This is a genomic window from Streptomyces sp. NPDC002669, assembly GCF_042889165.1.
Lineage (GTDB): Bacteria > Actinomycetota > Actinomycetes > Streptomycetales > Streptomycetaceae > Streptomyces.
In genome coordinates, this window is record NZ_JBIAQQ010000004.1 from 22,851 (window position 1) to 39,172 (window position 16,322).

Below are 16,322 nucleotides of genomic sequence, written 5' to 3' on the forward strand. Positions count from 1 at the left end.
TGCCGCGCGGAGTGCCGGACGCGGTGCCCTGCGGGGCGGACCCCGCCGTCGTAATCTGCGGACATGGCACCGAACATCGCGACGAACACGACCGTGGAACTCGACGGGTTGCTCGCCTTCGTACGGCCCCGGCACCGGGCGATCCTGCTGACCGCCCGGGCCGACGGCCGTCCGCAGGGCTCCCCGCTGACCTGCGGTGTCGACGACTCGGGCCGGATCGTCGTCTCGACCTACCCCGAGCGGGCCAAGACCCGCAACGCGAAGCGGGATCCGCGGGTCAGCGTGATCGTGCTGTCGGACGAGTGGAACGGTCCGTGGGTTCAGATCGACGGGGTGGCGGAGGTGATCGACGCGCCGGAGTCGGTCGAGCCGCTCGTCGAGTACTTCCGCAACATCTCCGGTGAGCACCCGGACTGGGACGAGTACCGGACGGCGATGGTCGAGCAGGGCAAGTCGATCATCCGGATCACTCCGGAGCGCTGGGGTCCGGTCGCCACCGGGGGTTTCCCGGCCCGCCCGGCGTCCGGCGACTGACGGCCGTCCGTCCGGGGCCCGCGTACGGGGGCCGAAGGCCGTGCGCCCTGGTGCCCGGGGCCGCTACCGGTCCCGGAGCGCCTCGATGCCCGCGACGAGCAGGTCCAGGGCGACGGCGAAGTCGCGGTCGCGGATCTCCTCGACCGTGTCGCCGCCCCCGGCCTCCATCAGCTCCTGTGCGGACTCCATGATCTGGTTCGCCTGCGGCTGGTCCCGGACGGTCCCCAGCGCGTACCGGTAGTACTCCTGCTGGGTCATGCCCGCGGCCGCGCTGCGCTGGGCGAAGTGGCCCTCGATGGTGCCGAATCCGTACACGAACTGGAAGACCGCGGAGAGCGCGCCGGGGCGGCGTTCCGGCGGCAGGCCCGTCGCCCGGATCACGTCCTGGACGGAGTGCGACATCAGCAGCGCGTGCGGGCCGATGTTGAGGTAGTGCCCGGCGAGCGTGGACACCCAGACGTGCCGGACCAGCAGGCTGCGGTACTCGGTCGCCAGTTCGCGCAGCCGGTCCTGCCAGGGCGCGTCCTCGCTGGGGGGCGGCAGTTCGCCGAAGGCCGCGTCGAGGGCCAGCTCCAGCAGGTCGTCCTTGTTGTCCACGTACCAGTAGAGGGACATCGCCGTGACGTTCAGCTCGGCGGCGAGCCGGCGCATGGAGAACTTGGCGAGGCCCTCGGCGTCCAGCAGCCGGACCGAGGCCGCGGTGATCCTGTCCCGGTCGAGGCCGGGCTGCTGGTCCGTCCTGCGGGTGCGTGAGGGTGCCGGCCGGTCCAGCCACACGCTGGGCCTGGCGGGGTTCTTCACACGACCGGTCGCGGACACCATGACGTAACTCTCCTCGTCTTGCCCGTGGGGGCGGAACCCTGCCTCCGGGACGGTTCCGCCGCGTGCTCAGGCGCACGCGGCGGACCTGCGGCAGGACCCGCACGCCCCGGCACGATGCTATGCCGCGGTACCGGCCGCGGCTCCCCGAACGGCTTCCGCCCGCTCCGCGCGGCGCAGGAGCAGGGCCGCGAGCAGGCCGCCGGCCAGCACCGCGGCCGCCCCGACGAGCTGGCTGGCCTCCAGCCCCGAGGCGAAGGCGTCCGTGATCCGCGCCCGTTCGCCGTCGTCGGCGGCCGAGGCGAGCGCCACGGGCAGCGACGCGGTCCCCACGGTGGCCGGGACGAGGGCCCCGAACCGGGAGTTGAGGACCGCACCGAGCACGGCCACGCCCAGCCCGTTGCCGAACTCGGCGAGGGTGCCGTTGACCCCGGCGCCCACGCCCGCCTTCTCCGGCGGAATGGCACTCATGATCGCGTTGGCCATGGCGGGCATGGCGAGCGCGATGCCCGCCCCCATCACGACCAGGCCGAACAGCATGCCGCCGTAACCGTTGCCGCCGAGCAGCGCGACGGCGGCCAGGCCCGCGGCCAGCAGGCTCATCCCGGCCGCGATCGTGACCGGCGTGCCCAGCCTGGGCACCAGCCTGGCGCCCAGACCGGTGAGGTTGAGGGCGATGACGCTCAGCGCCAGCGGGGCGGTGCGCAGCCCGGCCTCCAGCGGCCCGTGGCCGAGGACGAACTGGAGCTGCTGGGTCAGCAGGAAGAGCGAACCGCCCATCCCGAAGGCGACGAGGATCGCGCCCGCGACCGCCCCGACGAACTTCTCGTTGCGGAAGAAGTGCATGTCCAGCATCGGGTGCGGGATGCGCAGCTCCCACAGCACGAAGGCGGCGACGAAGACGATGCCGACGGCGGCGGTCAGCAGCACCCGGCCCGACGTCCAGCCGTGCTCCGGGCCGGAGATGATCGCGTACACGGTGGCCGCCATGCCGATGGTGGACAGCAGCGCGCCGAGCAGGTCGGGCCGGTCGCCGCTGGGGTTCCTGGTCTCCGGGACCAGCCGCGCGACGGCCACCAGTCCGAGGACCGCGACCGGAATGTTGATCAGGAAGATCGCGCCCCACCAGAAGTGGTCGAGCATCACCCCGCCGACCAGCGGCCCGACGGCGAAGCCGAGCGAGCTGACGGTCGACCAGATGCCGATCGCCTTGACCCGCTCGCTGTCGTCGAAGACCTGCACGACGACGGCCAGGGTCGTGGTCATCAGCAGCGCGCCGCCGACGCCCATGCCGGCGCGGGCCGCGATCAGCTGCCCGGACGACTGGGACAGTCCGGCCGCCAGTGAACCGATGCCGAACAGGGCGAGCCCCGTGATGAGCATCTTCTTGCGCCCGTAGCGGTCGGCGGAGCTGCCCGCCGTGAGCAGCAGGCCCGACTGGACGAGCGAGTAGGCGTTGATCATCCACTGCACATCGGCGGTGGACGCCTTCAGCTCCCGGGTGAGGGAGGGGATCGCGACGTTGAGGACGGTGTTGTCCAGCAGCACGGTGAGCTGGGCCAGACAGATGACGCCGAGGATCAGCCAGCGCTGCGGATGGCTCGGCGCCGAGAGGGGGCTCTGTTCTGCAGCAGTCGCCGTCATACGGTTCCCCGCTTTCCTGTACGGCGTACAAGTGATGGTCGACATACACCGTACAAGAGTTCTCGTACGGTGTACAACGCAGAGGGACGCGACTCCGTGCGGGTACGCGACGCGGCGGGGGGGGGGGGGGGGGGGGGGGGGGGGGGGGCCGCCCGCCCGCCCCCCCCGCCGCCCCCCCCGCGGGGGGGGGGCGCGGGGGGGGGGCGCGCGGGGGGGGGGGGGGCCGGCCCCCCCCCCCCCCCCACCGCCCTGTCGTCGCGGACCCGCTGCTGCGGAGCCGAGATCCTGAGCCCTTGAGTCCTTACGTGTCGTTCTTCGGGCTGGTCAGGTCGTAGAAGGTGGCGCTGCCGACCGTGACCTCCTCGAAGTTCTCCGCCACCCACGAGGAGATCGAGGACGAGGTGCCGTCGCCGCCGCCCGGACCGCCTCCCATGCCGCTCGCGAGGAAGTAGTGGATCCGGCCCTCCTCGACGTACTCCTTGAACCGGGAGAGCGTCGGGGACGGGTCGCTTCCGTTGAAGCCGCCGATCGCCATCACCGGTTCTTCGGTGGCGAGTTGGTAGCTCGCGGCGTTCTGCGAGCCGATGGCCGCCGCGACCCAGGTGTAGTCCCCGGCATCCTTCTCCAGGAGCTTCTTCGCCTCGGAGCCGACGGACGAGCCGTTGAGGAGGCCGCCCATGCCGCCGCCTCCACCGCCGCCGGGCCCGCCCTGACCGCCCTGACCGCCCTCGAACGTGCCACCGGGCATGCCGCCGGGGAAGGTGCCGCCGGGGGGCGGGCCCGGGTTCGTGCCGGGGTTCGTACCCGGCTGATTGCCGTTCTGCTGGTTGTTCCGGCCCGGGAAGCGCATGCCGCCGGGGAATCCGCCGTCCCCGCGACCGCCGCCCGGACCGCCCATCGGGCCGCCGCCGGAGGGCCCCGCCGTGACGATCGAGCCCTGGTGCCCGGTGTTCAACGTGCTGAGGGTGTACGCCGTCGGGCCCGCCAGCGACGCGGCGAAACCCACCGCCACCACCGCGACCACCAGCCGGCGCCCCGCCCGCGCGACGAACAGCAGCCCGACCGCGCCCGCCGGGCCGCCGACGAGGACCGCCCAGCGCAGCCACGGCAGGTGGTCCGGGGTCCGGCCCAGCAGGACGTACGCCCAGAGCGCGGTCACGGCGACCGAGCCGGCCAGCACCGCACGCGGCCACCACCTGGCCCGTTCCTCCCACAGGACCGTGACGCCCATGCCGACGAGCGCGGCGAGGTACGGGGCCAGGGCGACCGTGTAGTACTGGTGGAAGATGCCCGCCATGAAGCTGAAGACGACCATCGTCATCAGCAGCGAGCCGCCCCAGGCGAGGAACGCCGCGCGGGCGGTGTCGGTGCGCTTCGCCCGCCGGGTCAGCACGATGCCCGCGACGAGCAGGATCAGCGCGGCGGGCAGCAGCCAGGAGATCTGGCCGCCGACCTCGGAGTTGAACATCCGGCCGATGCCGGTCTCCCCCCACTGACCGCCACCGCCACCGGGACCGCCGCCCCGGCCGCCCCCGCCGACGCTGCCGGTCTCGTTGCCGTTGATCCGGCCGAGGCCGTTGTAGCCGAAGGTCAGTTCCAGGAAGGAGTTGTTCTGCGAGCCGCCGATGTACGGGCGCGACGAGGCGGGCCACAGTTCGACGATCGCGACCCACCAGCCGCCCGCGACGGTCATCGCCAGCGCCGAGAGCCCCAGTTGGCCGAACCTCCGGCGGACGGACACCGGTGCGAACACCGCGTACAGCACGGCCAGTGGCGGCAGGATCAGGAACGCCTGGAGGGTCTTCGCCAGGAAGGCCGCCCCGACCGCGACCCCCGCCCACACCAGCCACGCCGTCCGGCCGTTCTCCATCGCGCGCAGCACGCAGTGAACGGTGACGGTCATCAGCAGCGCCAGCAGCGCGTCCGGGTTGTTGAAGCGGAACATCAGCGCGGCGACCGGCGTGAGCGCGAACACCGCCACCGTGATCAGCCCGGCCGCGGCGTTGAAGCGGCGGCGCACCGCCGCGTACAGCACCCCGGCCGTGGCCACCCCCATCAGCACCTGCGGGGCCAGGATCGCCCAGGAGTTCAGGCCGAAGGCCCGCACCGACAGGGCCATCGGCCACAGCGCGGCGGGCGGCTTGTCGACGGTGATCGCGTCGGCCGCGTCCAGCGAGCCGAAGAAGAGGGCCTTCCAGCTGCGGCTGCCCGCCTGGGCGGCGGCGGAGTAGAAGGAGTTGGCGTAGCCGGAGGCGCTGAGGTTCCAGAAGTACGCGAGCGCGACGACCAGCAGCAGGCCGAGGAAGGCCGGGCGCGCCCAGCGCGGGTCCTCGGGCCGGCCCCGCAGGGCGCGGCGCACCGGGCCGTCCGGACGCCCGTGGCCCGGCGCGGCGGCGGCCGGTGACGAGGGCGGTGGCGGCGAGGAGGACGGCGGCAGGGACGGGACCTGTGGGGGCGGGAAGCGATCGGGATGCGGCGTGCTCATCGGGCGTTCCCCTGTTCGTGGTGGATGTCTGCGGCGGCCCCGGCGATCCCAGCGGCCCCGGTGGCCCCGTCGGTCCCGTCGGTCCCGGCGGTCCCGGCGGCCCTGGCGGCCCTGGCGGTCCCGGTGGCCCCGGTGGCCCCGGCGACTCCGCCGGACCGGTCCGGGAAGACCCAGGCGCGGAGGAGCAGGAACCGCAGGACGGTCGCCGCGAGGTTGGCCGCGATCAGCACGGCGAGTTCCGTGCCGTGCGACGGTGATCCGGAGGCCGCTCCCAGCGCGGCCAGCGAGCCGCTGGTCAGGGCGAGTCCGATGGCGAAGACGACGAGGCCCTGCGCCTGGTGGCGGACGGCCCCGCCCCGGCCCCGTACCCCGAAGGTGAGCCTCCGGTTGGCCGCCGTATTGGCGACGGCCGAGACCAGCAGGGCACCCCCGTTGGCGAGCTGCGGGCCGGCGCCCAGCCGGAAGAGCGAGTACAGGGCGAGGTAGAAGAGCGTGGAGAGCGCGCCGACCGCGCAGAACCCGACGAGCTGACGGGCCAGGCCGCCGGGCACCCCCTTCAGCACGCGGTCGCGCGGGTCGTCCCCGAAGGGCCGCGCCAGCCGGTCGAGCGGCAGCGCGCCGACCGCCAGCGCCCGCCCCACCCGCCACACGCCCTTCAGGTCCTCCACCGCCGTCCGCACGATGTGGACGGTGGAGTCCGGGTCGTCGACCCAGTCGACCGGCACCTCGTGGATGCGCAGCCCGGCCCGCTCGGCGAGGACCAGCAGCTCCGTGTCGAAGAACCACCCGGGGTCCTCGACCATCGGCAGCAGACTCTGCGCCACCTCGCGGCGGATCGCCTTGAACCCGCACTGCGCGTCGCTGAACCGGGCGGCCAGCGACGAACGGAGGATGAGGTTGTAGGCGCGCGAGACGAACTCCCGCTTCGACCCGCGCACCACCCGCGAACTGCGGGTCAGCCGGGAGCCGATGGCCAGGTCGGAGTGGCCCGAGATCAGCGGCGCGACCAGGGGCAGCAGCGCGTTGAGGTCGGTCGAGAGGTCGACGTCCATGTACGCCAGGACCGGGGCGTCCGAATGCGACCAGACGGTGCGCAGCGCCCGCCCCCGGCCCTTCTCCTCCAGCCGGTGCGACCGCACCCGGGGCATCGCCGCCGCGAGCCGGGCCGCCACCTGCGGCGTCCGGTCGGTGCTGGCGTTGTCCGCGACGGTGATCCGGAAGGCGTACGGGAAGGTGCGCGTCAGATGTTCGTGCAGGCGCAGCACACAGGGTTCGAGGTCCTTCTCCTCGTTGTGAACGGGTACCACCACGTCGAGCACGGGGGCACCCGCCGGACCGGCCGCATCGGCCGTACCGGCTGTCGCGGCGAGCAGGTGGTCCCGGGCCGGCAGGGCGCTCCGGGGAGTGTCGGTTCGCATGCCCCGACGTTCACCGACCGCGCTGTCACACCGATGTGCCGAGCCTGTCCTCCGCCTGTGAATGCTCCGGCGCGTCCTGCGGCCCGACCGGCAGGTGCACGGCGAAGACCGTGCGTCCGGGCACCGAGTCCACCTCCACCCGGCCGCCGTGCGCGGCGACGACGGCCTCCACGATGGCCAGCCCGAGCCCGGTCGAGCCCGCGCTGCGCGAACGCGAGGCGTCACCGCGCGCGAACCGTTCGAAGACGTGCGGCAGCAGCTCGGGCGGGATGCCGGGCCCGTCGTCCCGGACCTCCAGCGTCACCCACGGCCGGCCGGTCGCGGCCCGCACGCCGACCGTCACGGTCGTACCGGGCGGGGTGTGGGTGCGGGCGTTCGCCAGCAGGTTGACCAGCACCTGATGGAGCCGGGTCGGGTCGCCGTGCACGGTCGCGGGCTCGTCCGGCAGTTCCAGGCGCCAGTGGTGGCCGCCCCCGTCGGCGGCGCGGGCGTCGCTCACCGCGTCGACGACGACCGGGGAGAGGTCCGTGCGCTCCGGTGCCAGCGGGCGTCCGGCGTCCAGCCGGGCGAGCAGCAGCAGGTCCTCCACCATGCCCGTCATCCGCTCCGCCTCGGACTCGATCCGGCCCAGGGCGTGCCGGGTGTCGGGGCCGGTCTCCTCGCGCCCGCGCCGGGTCAGCTCGGCGTAGCCGCGGATCGAGGCCAGCGGGGTGCGCAGCTCGTGGCCGGCGTCCGCGACGAACCGGCGCACCCGCGTCTCGCTCTCCTGACGCGCCGCCAGGGCCGAACCGACGTGGCCCAGCATCCGGTTGAGCGCGGCGCCCACCTGGCCGACCTCGGTGCGCGGATCGGCCTCGGCGTCCGGGACCCGTTCCAGGAGCGCCACCTCGCCGCTGTGGAGCGGGAGTTCGGAGACCCGGGTGGCGGCCGCGGCGATCCGGCGCAACGGGCGCAGCGCGACGCCGACCATGACGGCGCCCGCGATGCCGGCCGCGATCAGGCCCGCCCCGGTGACGCAGACCTCGACGAGGATCAGAGTGGTGAGCGCGGAACCCACCTCGGCGGCGGGCAGGCCCACGACGAGGGTCGTCCCCTTCGGGTCCGTGACCGCCCGCACCCGGCTGGAGCCGAGCCCCGGCAGGTCGACGTTCCGCGCCCCCTCCCCGGCGGCGATGCCCGCCGCCGCCAGGGCGTCGCGCTGGGCGGTGGTCATCGGCTGCCCGCTGTCCTCGTCCCCGGGCCCCGGCACGGTGGTGCTCTCCACGACCACCCGTGACGCGGTGACCGGGCCGTCGTCCGCCACCACGGCCCCGAAGGCACCGACGGGCAGTCCGCGCGCGTCGACGAAGGCCAGCGGGTCGCGGATCCACGGCCGGTCGTCGCCGGGCATCGGCAGCCCGCCGCCGGGCGGCTTCGCGGCCCGTACGGCGACGGCGTCCAGCTGGTCGTCGAGCTTCCCGTACATGTAGCTGCGGTAGGCGATGGTGGTGACCGACCCGATGACCGCGGCGACGACGGCGATCAGCATCACCGCCGAGACCACGAGCCGGGTCCGCAGCGTCCACGACCCCTTCCGCGCCCCCCGCCCCGCGCGTCCCGCCCGTCCCGGGGTGCTCACCGGGGTCACTCCCCGGGCTTGATGAGATACCCCGCCCCGCGCCGGGTGTGGATCATCGGCGACCGCCCGGCGTCGATCTTCTTGCGCAGGTACGAGATGTACAGCTCGACGACGTTGGCCTGGCCGCCGAAGTCGTAGTTCCACACCCGGTCGAGGATCTGCGCCTTGCTCAGCACCCGCTTCGGGTTGCGCATCAGGAAGCGCAGCAGCTCGAACTCGGTGGCGGTCAGGTGGATGGAGGTGCCGCCCCGGCTCACCTCGTGGCTGTCCTCGTCGAGCACCAGGTCGCCGACGGTGAGCGTCGAACCGCTGCGCGCGGTCGCCGTGCCGGAGCGCCGGATCAGCCCGCGCAGCCGTGCCACGACCTCCTCCAGGCTGAACGGCTTGGTGACGTAGTCGTCGCCGCCCGCCGTGAGACCGGCGATCCGGTCCTCCACCGCGTCGCGCGCGGTCAGGAACAGCACCGGCACCTCGGCGAGTTCCCGGCGCAGCCCGCCGAGCACGGCGAAGCCGTCCGTGTCGGGCAGCATCACGTCGAGGATCACCACGTCCGGCCGGAAGTCGCGCGCCATCCGGACGGCCCCGGCGCCGTCCCCGGCGCTGCGCACCTCCCAGCCCTCGTAGCGCAGGGCCATGGACAGCAGTTCGGCGAGCGGTGCCTCGTCGTCCACCACCAGCACGCGGACGGGGCTGCGGTCCGCCCTCAGCAGTTCGGTACGCCCCTGGGGCGAGGCCGTGGTCCGGGGCGGGGCCGTGGTCGTCCGGGGCGAAGTCGAAGGTGCCGCCGCCCGGTGCGAAGGCATCGTGGTCCGGGGCGAGGTCATGGGCGTCCGGGGCGAGGTCGTCGTCATGCCCCCACCCTGTGAGGCTCCTCTGAGAGGGGTCTTTCCCGTTTCTGTGAATTCCCTGAGAAAACCCGGAGGGCGGATCGCCCCGGCCGGTCAGTCCACGGCGAACAGCGCGCTCGCGTTCCCGTGGCAGACCGCCCGCAGCCAGTCGTCCCCCAGCCCCAGCCGTTCCAGCGCGTGCAGTTGATGCGCGTACGGGTACGGGATGTTCGGGAAGTCCGTGCCCAGCAGGATCCGGTCGCCGAGCGCCGCGAGCCGCCCCCGTCCGGCCGCCGGGAACGGGGTGAAGTCCTCCGTGAAGTCCGTGAACGCCATCGTCGTGTCGAGCCGCACCCGCGGATACCGCTCCGCGAGGTCCAGGAAGTCCGTGTACTCCGGCATCCCCATGTGGGCCACGATCAGCGGCAGCCGGGGATGCCGGGCGAGCAGCCGTCCGACCGGTTCGGGGCCCGTGTGCTTTCCGGGCGCCGGACCCGAGCCGCAGTGCATCACCACCGGGACGCCGGCCTCCGCGAGCAGCCCCCAGACCGGTTCCAGCAGCGGGTCGTTGGGGTCGTACGCCCCGACCTGGACGTGCGACTTGAAGACCCGCGCCCCCGCCTCCACGGCCTCGCGCACGTACCGCTCCACGCCCTCCTCCGGGAAGAAGGTCGCGGTGTGCAGGCAGTCCGGCACCCGGCGCGCGAAGTCGGCCGCCCAGCCGTTCAGCCAGGCCGCCATGCCGGCCTTGTGCGGGTACAGCATCGAGGTGAACCGGCGGACGCCGAACGAGCGCAGCAGCGCGAGCCGTTCGTCCTCGTCGTGCCGGTAGGCGATCGGCCACTCCATCCCGGTCAGCGGCCCGGCCGAGTCGAAGTACGCCCAGACCTTGCGGAGCACCCGGTCGGGCATGAAGTGCGTGTGGACGTCGATGAGTCCGGGCAGCCCGAGCCGCTCCCGGAACCGCACGACGTCGTCGACGTCACCGCTCGTGCCACTCATCCCGTGCCCCTCTCCCGCATCGCCGCCGGACGGACCGCCGTCCCGGACCGACGATCCCAGAACGCCACGGGCCGCTCCCCACCACCCCCGCCCGGACGTTCAGAACAGCCCGCCCTGCACCCCGCCGCCCCCGATGTCGCTCAGCGGCACCCGCACCCCGCCCCGGGCCCCGGCGGCCTCCAGCTCCCACCCCGTCATCAACCGGGTGTCCAGCACCACCGGCCCGTCCGTCGCCGTCTCCAGATGCAGATCGGGCCCGGCCGCCGCCACCAGCCGCCCCGCGACCGCGCCCCCGTCCACCAGCCCGGTGACCGCCCACGCCACCTCCACCCCGCCGTCGAGCCCGAACAGCCCGACGTGGTCGACCACTTCGAGCGGCAACCGCTCCAGCGACTCCGGCCACCCCGCCCCCTCCAGCGCCGCGGCCCGTCCGTACAGCCCGGAAAGCTCCGCCCCGCGCTCCGCCGCCCCCGGCAGCATCCCCCGCACCGCCCTCTTCCGCGCGTACGGAATCCGGTCCGGCACCCCGAGCGCCGCCCGCAGCACCTCCTCCGTGCGGCGGCACGCCATCAACGGCCCGCGCCCCAGCCAGCTGAACACCACGGCCCCCTGCTCCCGCAGCCGGGCCGCTCCCCGCGCCTCGGCCGTGATCCCGACCTTCACCATGCCGGGCCCGAACCAGGCCAGGTACACCCGGTACGTCCTCGGGTCGTCGGCGATCGTGTCGGCGGCCACCGAGTGCGCCCGGTCCAGCCGCGCGCACTCCGGACACCGCGCCCCCGTGCTCCGCCCCGGCACCACGGCCCCCACCGGGCACACGTTCCCCCGCGCCCCGACGCAGTGCCGCTCGCCCCGGGCCCGGAACCCCACCTCCGTCCCGTACGCCGGCGCACTCACCCGCACCTCCCCGCCCCGCCGCCACCCCAGCACCGGCACCCCCCGCGCCTCGGGCCACCGCATCCCGGTGCACTGCCACCCCATGTGTACGAACCCCCGCGCAGGACCGACGAAAAGACCCCCAAGGCTCCCAGAAGAACCCCACCGGGCGGGGGCAACTCCCCCCGGCCCCTGCCGCCCGCCGACCGAGGGTGTCACGCCCCCGGCCATCGCCCGGTGCGGGCGAACTCCTGGAGAACGGCCTCGTGGGGCGCGCAGTCGAGCCCCTGCGCCCGCGCCCAGTCCGGGTCGAGGCACGTCGCCCGGTACGGCTCGGCGGTGTCCCCGATGACGGTGACCAGGCTGCCCCGCACCCCCTCCTCCCGCATACGGGCCGTCAGCCGGCAGATCCCCCAGAGGTTGGTGCCGGTGGCGGGCCCCGCCTCGATCCCGGTGACGGTGCGAAGCCACCGGGTGGCGGCGATGGACGCCGCGTCCGGTACCGGGATGACCAGGTCCATCACCGTCGGCAGGAAACCGGGCTCGGTCCGCGGGCGGCCGATGCCCGGTATCCGCGAGGGCATCCCCGTGGCGTAGTCGCGGCAACCGCTCGCCCACGCCGGGAAGTAGGCCGAGTTCTCCGGGTCCACCACCGCGAGCCCGGACCCGTGTCCGTGCCGCCGCAGATGGCGCCCGATCGTCGCCGACGTCGTACCCGTCCCGGCGCCGACGACGATCCACGCGGGGACGGGGTGCGGTTCGCCGCCCATCTGCTCGAAGATCTCCTCGGCGATGGTCGGCTCGCCCGATCCGGCCGTCGCCGGCTCCGCGTCGGTGAAGTGGTCCAGGAACCAGCCGCCGCACCGCCCGGCCAGCGCTCCCGCCTCCTCCTGCACCGCGGCCGGAGGCAGTTCGCCCACCCGCCAGCGCCCGCCCTCCCGTTCGATCCCGGCGAGGGCACGCGCGGGGGTCCGCCCCGGTACGACCGCCGTGAACTCCAGCCCCAGAAGCCTCGCGAAACGGGCTCCGGCGACAGCGACCGCCCCGCTCGTCGCGGCGATCACGGGCGTGTCCGCCGTGAGGGTTCCGCTCGCGATCGCATGGCAGAACATGGCCCGCACCAACCGGTACTTCATGCTGCCGGTGGGATGCGCCGACTCGTCCTTGGCGTGGACCTCGACGTCCTGGAAGGCGGGGCCCGGAAGCCGGAGCCGACGCAGCGGCGTCGGTGCCGGACCGCCGTCGCCCCGTACCCGCCGGATCGCGTCGACCGCCCACCCGTGCGGATGCTCCACGCCCATGACCGTCCTCCCCCGACACCTTCGACGTGACCATCACCGTACGGCCGACGCGGGAGGTCCGGGAGCCCGGCGAGACCGGGGAGACCCGGGAAGCCGGGGAGACCCGGGAAGCCGGGGAGACCCGCGAGGCCCGTCCCACCGGCTCCCTCAGCGGTCGCGAGCAGCCGCACCTCCCGCCCCGTCCGCGACACGCCGGGCGGTCACCAGGTAACCCGCGAAGCGAAGCTTCAGCCCGGCCTCCGCCCACCCGTCCGCCGCCCCGACCGGAACCAGCACGGTCGTGCCCGGAACGGGGTGGTTCACCTTGTCCGCGGCACCCGGGGGCACCCCGTAACGGCAGTGCACCTCGTCGATCGAGACCACCTCCACCGTGGTGGGCGCGCGCTCCTCCCCCTGGCCGTGACGCTCCTCGCGGAAGTCGATCCCGGCCGCGCGCTCACTGCCGACGACATCGGCGTACTCCTCCGGATCGACCTCCAGCAGCCTCCACGAGACGACGTCCCCCGGCACGAAGCGCTCTCCGCAGCACTGCATCTGCCAGTCGTCAACCCAAATCGTCAACGTCATGCGGCCATTGTCGACCGCGCACCCCGCACCCGTGCCGTACTTCGTTGCGGTACGTCCGGACAACGCAAGAGGCCCCGGATTTCTCCGGGGCCTCTTGCTTGCTGTGCACTCGGCAGGATTCGAACCTGCAACCTTCTGATCCGTAGTCAGATGCTCTATCCGTTAAGCTACGAGTGCTTGGCGTTCCGGGCTTTTTTCTTCCCGGTCGGCGTTGCGAGAACAACATTACATGACCTGCGCCGTAGCGCGAAATCCATTAACCAAACCCGCCCCTACCTGCAGAAACGCCTCGTTTCGCGGCTGCGCGGGGCAGCTGGTGGGCGGCTCGGGCAGGTCTCTCCGCCGCCATTCGCGTGACGGTGCTCCGCGCGGGGGCCGGGGCGCGGCGCGGCGTCGGCGCAAGATCCGGAACATCTGAGTCCGCGGTGGCCCGCGGCCATGAGGCCGCTTCCGCACGGGCACCGTCGCGGCTCCGCCATGGCTCCGTCATGACTCCGGGAGGCGTCAACTCCGTTGGGGACGGTTTCACCCTGCGCAAGGGTGGGGGCCGGAGGTACGGCGGAGGTTTCCGGCCATGACGGGGTGGGCTGGAGGGGATCGGGGGGCCTGCGCGAGGGATGCGGCGCGAGGGGCCGGGCCGGGCAGCGGGGCGGCGGGCGGGGGACGGGAGCGGGGAGTGCAAACCCGTCGTGCGGGATTGACCGAACCCCTCCGGCCGTCACTTTACGCAGCGCCTCGAATGTACTGCGCTACCGGGTGCGTCGGCTCCGCCACGGCGCACGGACGTGCGGCCGGACGGCGGTGCAGTCCAGCAGCGTCGACTTGAGGGGAAGAACCATGTCCACACCTCCTGCCCCGCTCCGGGTCAACCTGGTCAACGGCAGCTTCGAACAGCCCGCCGTCGCCAGTATGGAATTCCTTCCGGACGCCTCGCAGACGCAGGCGCCCAAGCGCGTTCCGGGCTGGCGCACCACCGCCTCCGACCACCTGATCGAGCTGTGGCACTCGGGCTTCAACGGGGTGCCGGCGGCCGACGGCGCACAGTTCGCCGAGCTCAACGCCAATCAGGTCTCCACGCTCTACCAGGACCTGCCCACCACTCCCGGGACGAAGCTGTACTGGCGGCTGTACCACCGGGGCCGCCAGGGGGAGGACACCATGGCGCTGGACATCGGCGCGCCGGGCGCCGCGGTGCAGCAGCGGCGCTTCACCGACGGCACCACCGCCTGGGGCCACTACACCGGCACCTACACCGTCCCGGCCGGTCAGACGCTGACGCGCTTCGCCTTCCGCTCCGTCTCCGCCGCTGGCGGCAACCAGAGCATCGGCAACTTCCTGGACGGGATCTTCTTCGGCACCGCCCCCCACGTGGTGCTCACCAAGACCGCCGCACCCACGGGGCCGCTGGAGGTGGGCGACGTCATCACCTACCGCGTCAACGCCAGGAACGAGGGCGGCGGCGCGGCCGAGAACCTCGTCCTGACCGACGCCGTCCCGCCGGGCACGACGTACCTGCCCGGCTCCCTGCGCATCGTCGACGGCCCGAACGCCGGGGTGAAGACCGACGCGCGCGACGGCGATCAGGCGTACTACGACGCCTCGGCCGACAGCGTCGTCTTCCGGCTCGGCAACACCGCCACCGCCGGTGAGGGCGGCAGTCTGCCCAACACCGAGACCCTGCCCGGGGGAACCACGGCCGAGTACCGGGTCACCATCGACCGCGCCTCCGGCGGCACGCAGATCAGGAACACCGCCACCGCCACCTACGAGAACCGGCTCGGCGACATCCCGGAGCCGCTGACGTCCACCTCCGACGAGCAGGTCACACAGGTCAACCCGGCCGCGGATCTGGCCGTGGTCAAGGCGGCCGACGCGACCACCGTCACCGTCGGCCAGACGGTGACCTACCGCGTCACCGTGCGCAACGCCGGACCGAACCGGGCCACCGGGGTCACCGTCACCGACCGGCTCCCGGACGGCCTCGCCCTCCTGTCCGCCGACGGGCCCGGAAGCTACGACCCGGCCACCGGCCGGTGGGCCGTGGGCGCCCTGGACGTCGGCGCCGGGGCCACCCTCGTCCTGCGCGCCAGGGCCACCGGACCCGGCCCGGTCAGCAACTCCGCCTCCGCCACCGCCAATGAGAAGGACCCCGACCCCGGCGACAACACCGACACGGTCGTCATCTGCGTCGAACCGGCCCCGTCCTGCTGCACCCCCTGCGCCGACCGGAAGCAGCCGTAGCCCGGAAGAGTCACCGATCGGCGCAAGGGTGGTGGACCGGCTCCGGAGAAGGCTCGGGAAACGACTCGGGGAGTCCGGCCGAAGTGGGCCGAACTCCCCGAGCAGAAAGCGGAGGCGGAGGGATTTGAACCCTCGATGGGCTTTAAGACCCAAACCGCATTAGCAGTGCGGCGCCATAGACCGGACTAGGCGACGCCTCCATACACTTCCCGCGCGAGCGCGAGCGGTGTGTGCAGATGATGACACAGCTGAGCGCCGTGTCACCAATCGCCGCCTACGGTACTAGGGATCCGGGCGCGAGGGCAAAGTGCCCGCGGTTGCGCAACGCCGCGGCGTGCGGAGCGTTAGTGAAGGCGGAGGCGTCGTCCTCCGGTCGTTCACGTCGTTCCACCGGCACTCCCTTCGAAGTGCACGAGCACAGGAGCCCGCATGCTGCGTCGTCTCGCCCTCACCGCCGTCGTGTCCCTCGCCGTGCTGTCCGCGGCGGCACCGGCCGCGACCGCGGACAGCCGTCCGCTCCCGCTGCCCATCCCGCTGCCCCTGCCCGGACTGGAGGGGGAGGACGGCCCCACCCGGCTGACGATCACGGTCTCGGACTCGGGGGACCCCGCGGCCGAGGGCACCTTCGAGCTGCGGTGCGAGCCGGCGGGCGGGACCCATCCGGTGGCGGGGCGGGCCTGCGGGCGGCTGGAGGAGCTGGCGGACGAGGGGGAGAACCCGTTCGCCCCGGTGCCCGAGAACGCGCCGTGCACCATGCAGTACGGGGGACCCGCCACCGCCCACGTCACCGGCACCTGGGACGGACGGCACATCGACACGGTCTTCACCCGGGTCAACGGCTGCGAGATCTCCCGCTGGAACAATCTGCGGCCGGTGCTCCCCAACGTCCGGTGAGACGGCGGCCGGATCCCTTCGACGAAACGATCCGATGGATCCGGATTCATTCGAACGGATTCGAGGAAGGGCGGCGGGGGCGGGCGAGTGGACGGG

13 protein-coding genes and 2 tRNA genes are annotated in these 16,322 nt (G+C 73.4%); 3 read left to right on the forward strand and 12 right to left on the reverse strand.

Features of this window, described 5'->3' with window-relative positions; all coding sequences use genetic code 11:
* Positions 1-63 precede the first annotated feature (63 nt).
* A complete protein-coding gene (locus ACFYW1_RS07025) occupies positions 64-534 on the forward strand; it encodes a PPOX class F420-dependent oxidoreductase (protein WP_388988242.1) in 471 nt (156 codons plus the stop codon).
* A gap of 63 nt (positions 535-597) precedes the next feature.
* On the opposite strand, the gene ACFYW1_RS07030 is transcribed toward ACFYW1_RS07025, so the two are convergent.
* The 11 genes from ACFYW1_RS07030 to ACFYW1_RS07080 all read right to left on the reverse strand — a co-directional run bounded on the left by ACFYW1_RS07030 (position 598) and on the right by ACFYW1_RS07080 (position 13,268).
* Entirely contained in the window at positions 598-1,356 is a 759-nt protein-coding gene (locus tag ACFYW1_RS07030) for a TetR/AcrR family transcriptional regulator (protein ID WP_388988245.1), read from the reverse strand.
* Positions 1,357-1,473: 117 nt separating this feature from the next.
* Positions 1,474-2,997 (reverse strand): MFS transporter, encoded by a 1,524-nt coding sequence (locus ACFYW1_RS07035; protein ID WP_388988248.1) that lies wholly within the window; start codon positions 2,995-2,997, stop codon positions 1,474-1,476.
* Positions 2,998-3,298: 301 nt separating this feature from the next.
* Positions 3,299-5,482, reverse strand: a complete 2,184-nt coding sequence (locus tag ACFYW1_RS07040; RefSeq protein ID WP_388988251.1) for a glycosyltransferase family 39 protein — start codon at positions 5,480-5,482, stop codon at positions 3,299-3,301.
* A complete protein-coding gene (locus ACFYW1_RS07045) occupies positions 5,479-6,900 on the reverse strand; it encodes a glycosyltransferase (RefSeq protein ID WP_388988254.1) in 1,422 nt (473 codons plus the stop codon). Before ACFYW1_RS07045 ends, ACFYW1_RS07040 begins: the two co-directional genes overlap by 4 nt.
* A 25-nt stretch (positions 6,901-6,925) precedes the next feature.
* Positions 6,926-8,428, reverse strand: a complete 1,503-nt coding sequence (locus ACFYW1_RS07050; protein ID WP_388989287.1) for a sensor histidine kinase — start codon at positions 8,426-8,428, stop codon at positions 6,926-6,928.
* Between the two features lie 95 nt (positions 8,429-8,523).
* Positions 8,524-9,369 (reverse strand): response regulator transcription factor, encoded by an 846-nt coding sequence (locus tag ACFYW1_RS07055; RefSeq protein WP_388988257.1) that lies wholly within the window; start codon positions 9,367-9,369, stop codon positions 8,524-8,526.
* 90 nt (positions 9,370-9,459) lie between these two features.
* On the reverse strand, positions 9,460-10,347 hold the full coding sequence (locus ACFYW1_RS07060; RefSeq protein ID WP_388988260.1) for an amidohydrolase family protein: 888 nt from the start codon (positions 10,345-10,347) through the stop codon (positions 9,460-9,462).
* A 99-nt stretch (positions 10,348-10,446) separates the two neighbouring features.
* Positions 10,447-11,328, reverse strand: coding sequence for a DUF2797 domain-containing protein (locus ACFYW1_RS07065; RefSeq protein ID WP_388988263.1), 882 nt, complete (start codon positions 11,326-11,328; stop codon positions 10,447-10,449).
* 110 nt (positions 11,329-11,438) lie between these two features.
* The gene (locus ACFYW1_RS07070) at positions 11,439-12,524 is read right to left on the reverse strand and encodes a PLP-dependent cysteine synthase family protein (RefSeq protein WP_388988266.1); all 1,086 of its coding nucleotides are present in this window, start codon (positions 12,522-12,524) and stop codon (positions 11,439-11,441) included.
* Positions 12,525-12,671: 147 nt separating this feature from the next.
* Positions 12,672-13,091, reverse strand: a complete 420-nt coding sequence (locus tag ACFYW1_RS07075) for a DUF6578 domain-containing protein (protein ID WP_388988269.1) — start codon at positions 13,089-13,091, stop codon at positions 12,672-12,674.
* Positions 13,092-13,195: 104 nt separating this feature from the next.
* A tRNA-Arg gene (locus tag ACFYW1_RS07080) sits at positions 13,196-13,268 on the reverse strand.
* A 660-nt stretch (positions 13,269-13,928) separates the two neighbouring features.
* Here ACFYW1_RS07080 and ACFYW1_RS07085 point away from each other — a divergent pair.
* Positions 13,929-15,332, forward strand: a complete 1,404-nt coding sequence (locus ACFYW1_RS07085) for a hypothetical protein (RefSeq protein ID WP_388988271.1) — start codon at positions 13,929-13,931, stop codon at positions 15,330-15,332.
* Positions 15,333-15,441: 109 nt separating this feature from the next.
* Here the strand turns inward: ACFYW1_RS07085 and ACFYW1_RS07090 are convergent.
* A tRNA-Ser gene (locus ACFYW1_RS07090) sits at positions 15,442-15,532 on the reverse strand.
* Positions 15,533-15,761: 229 nt separating this feature from the next.
* On the opposite strand from ACFYW1_RS07090, the gene ACFYW1_RS07095 reads away from it, so the two are divergent.
* On the forward strand, positions 15,762-16,226 hold the full coding sequence (locus ACFYW1_RS07095; protein ID WP_388988274.1) for an SSI family serine proteinase inhibitor: 465 nt from the start codon (positions 15,762-15,764) through the stop codon (positions 16,224-16,226).
* Positions 16,227-16,322: the final 96 nt, after the last annotated feature.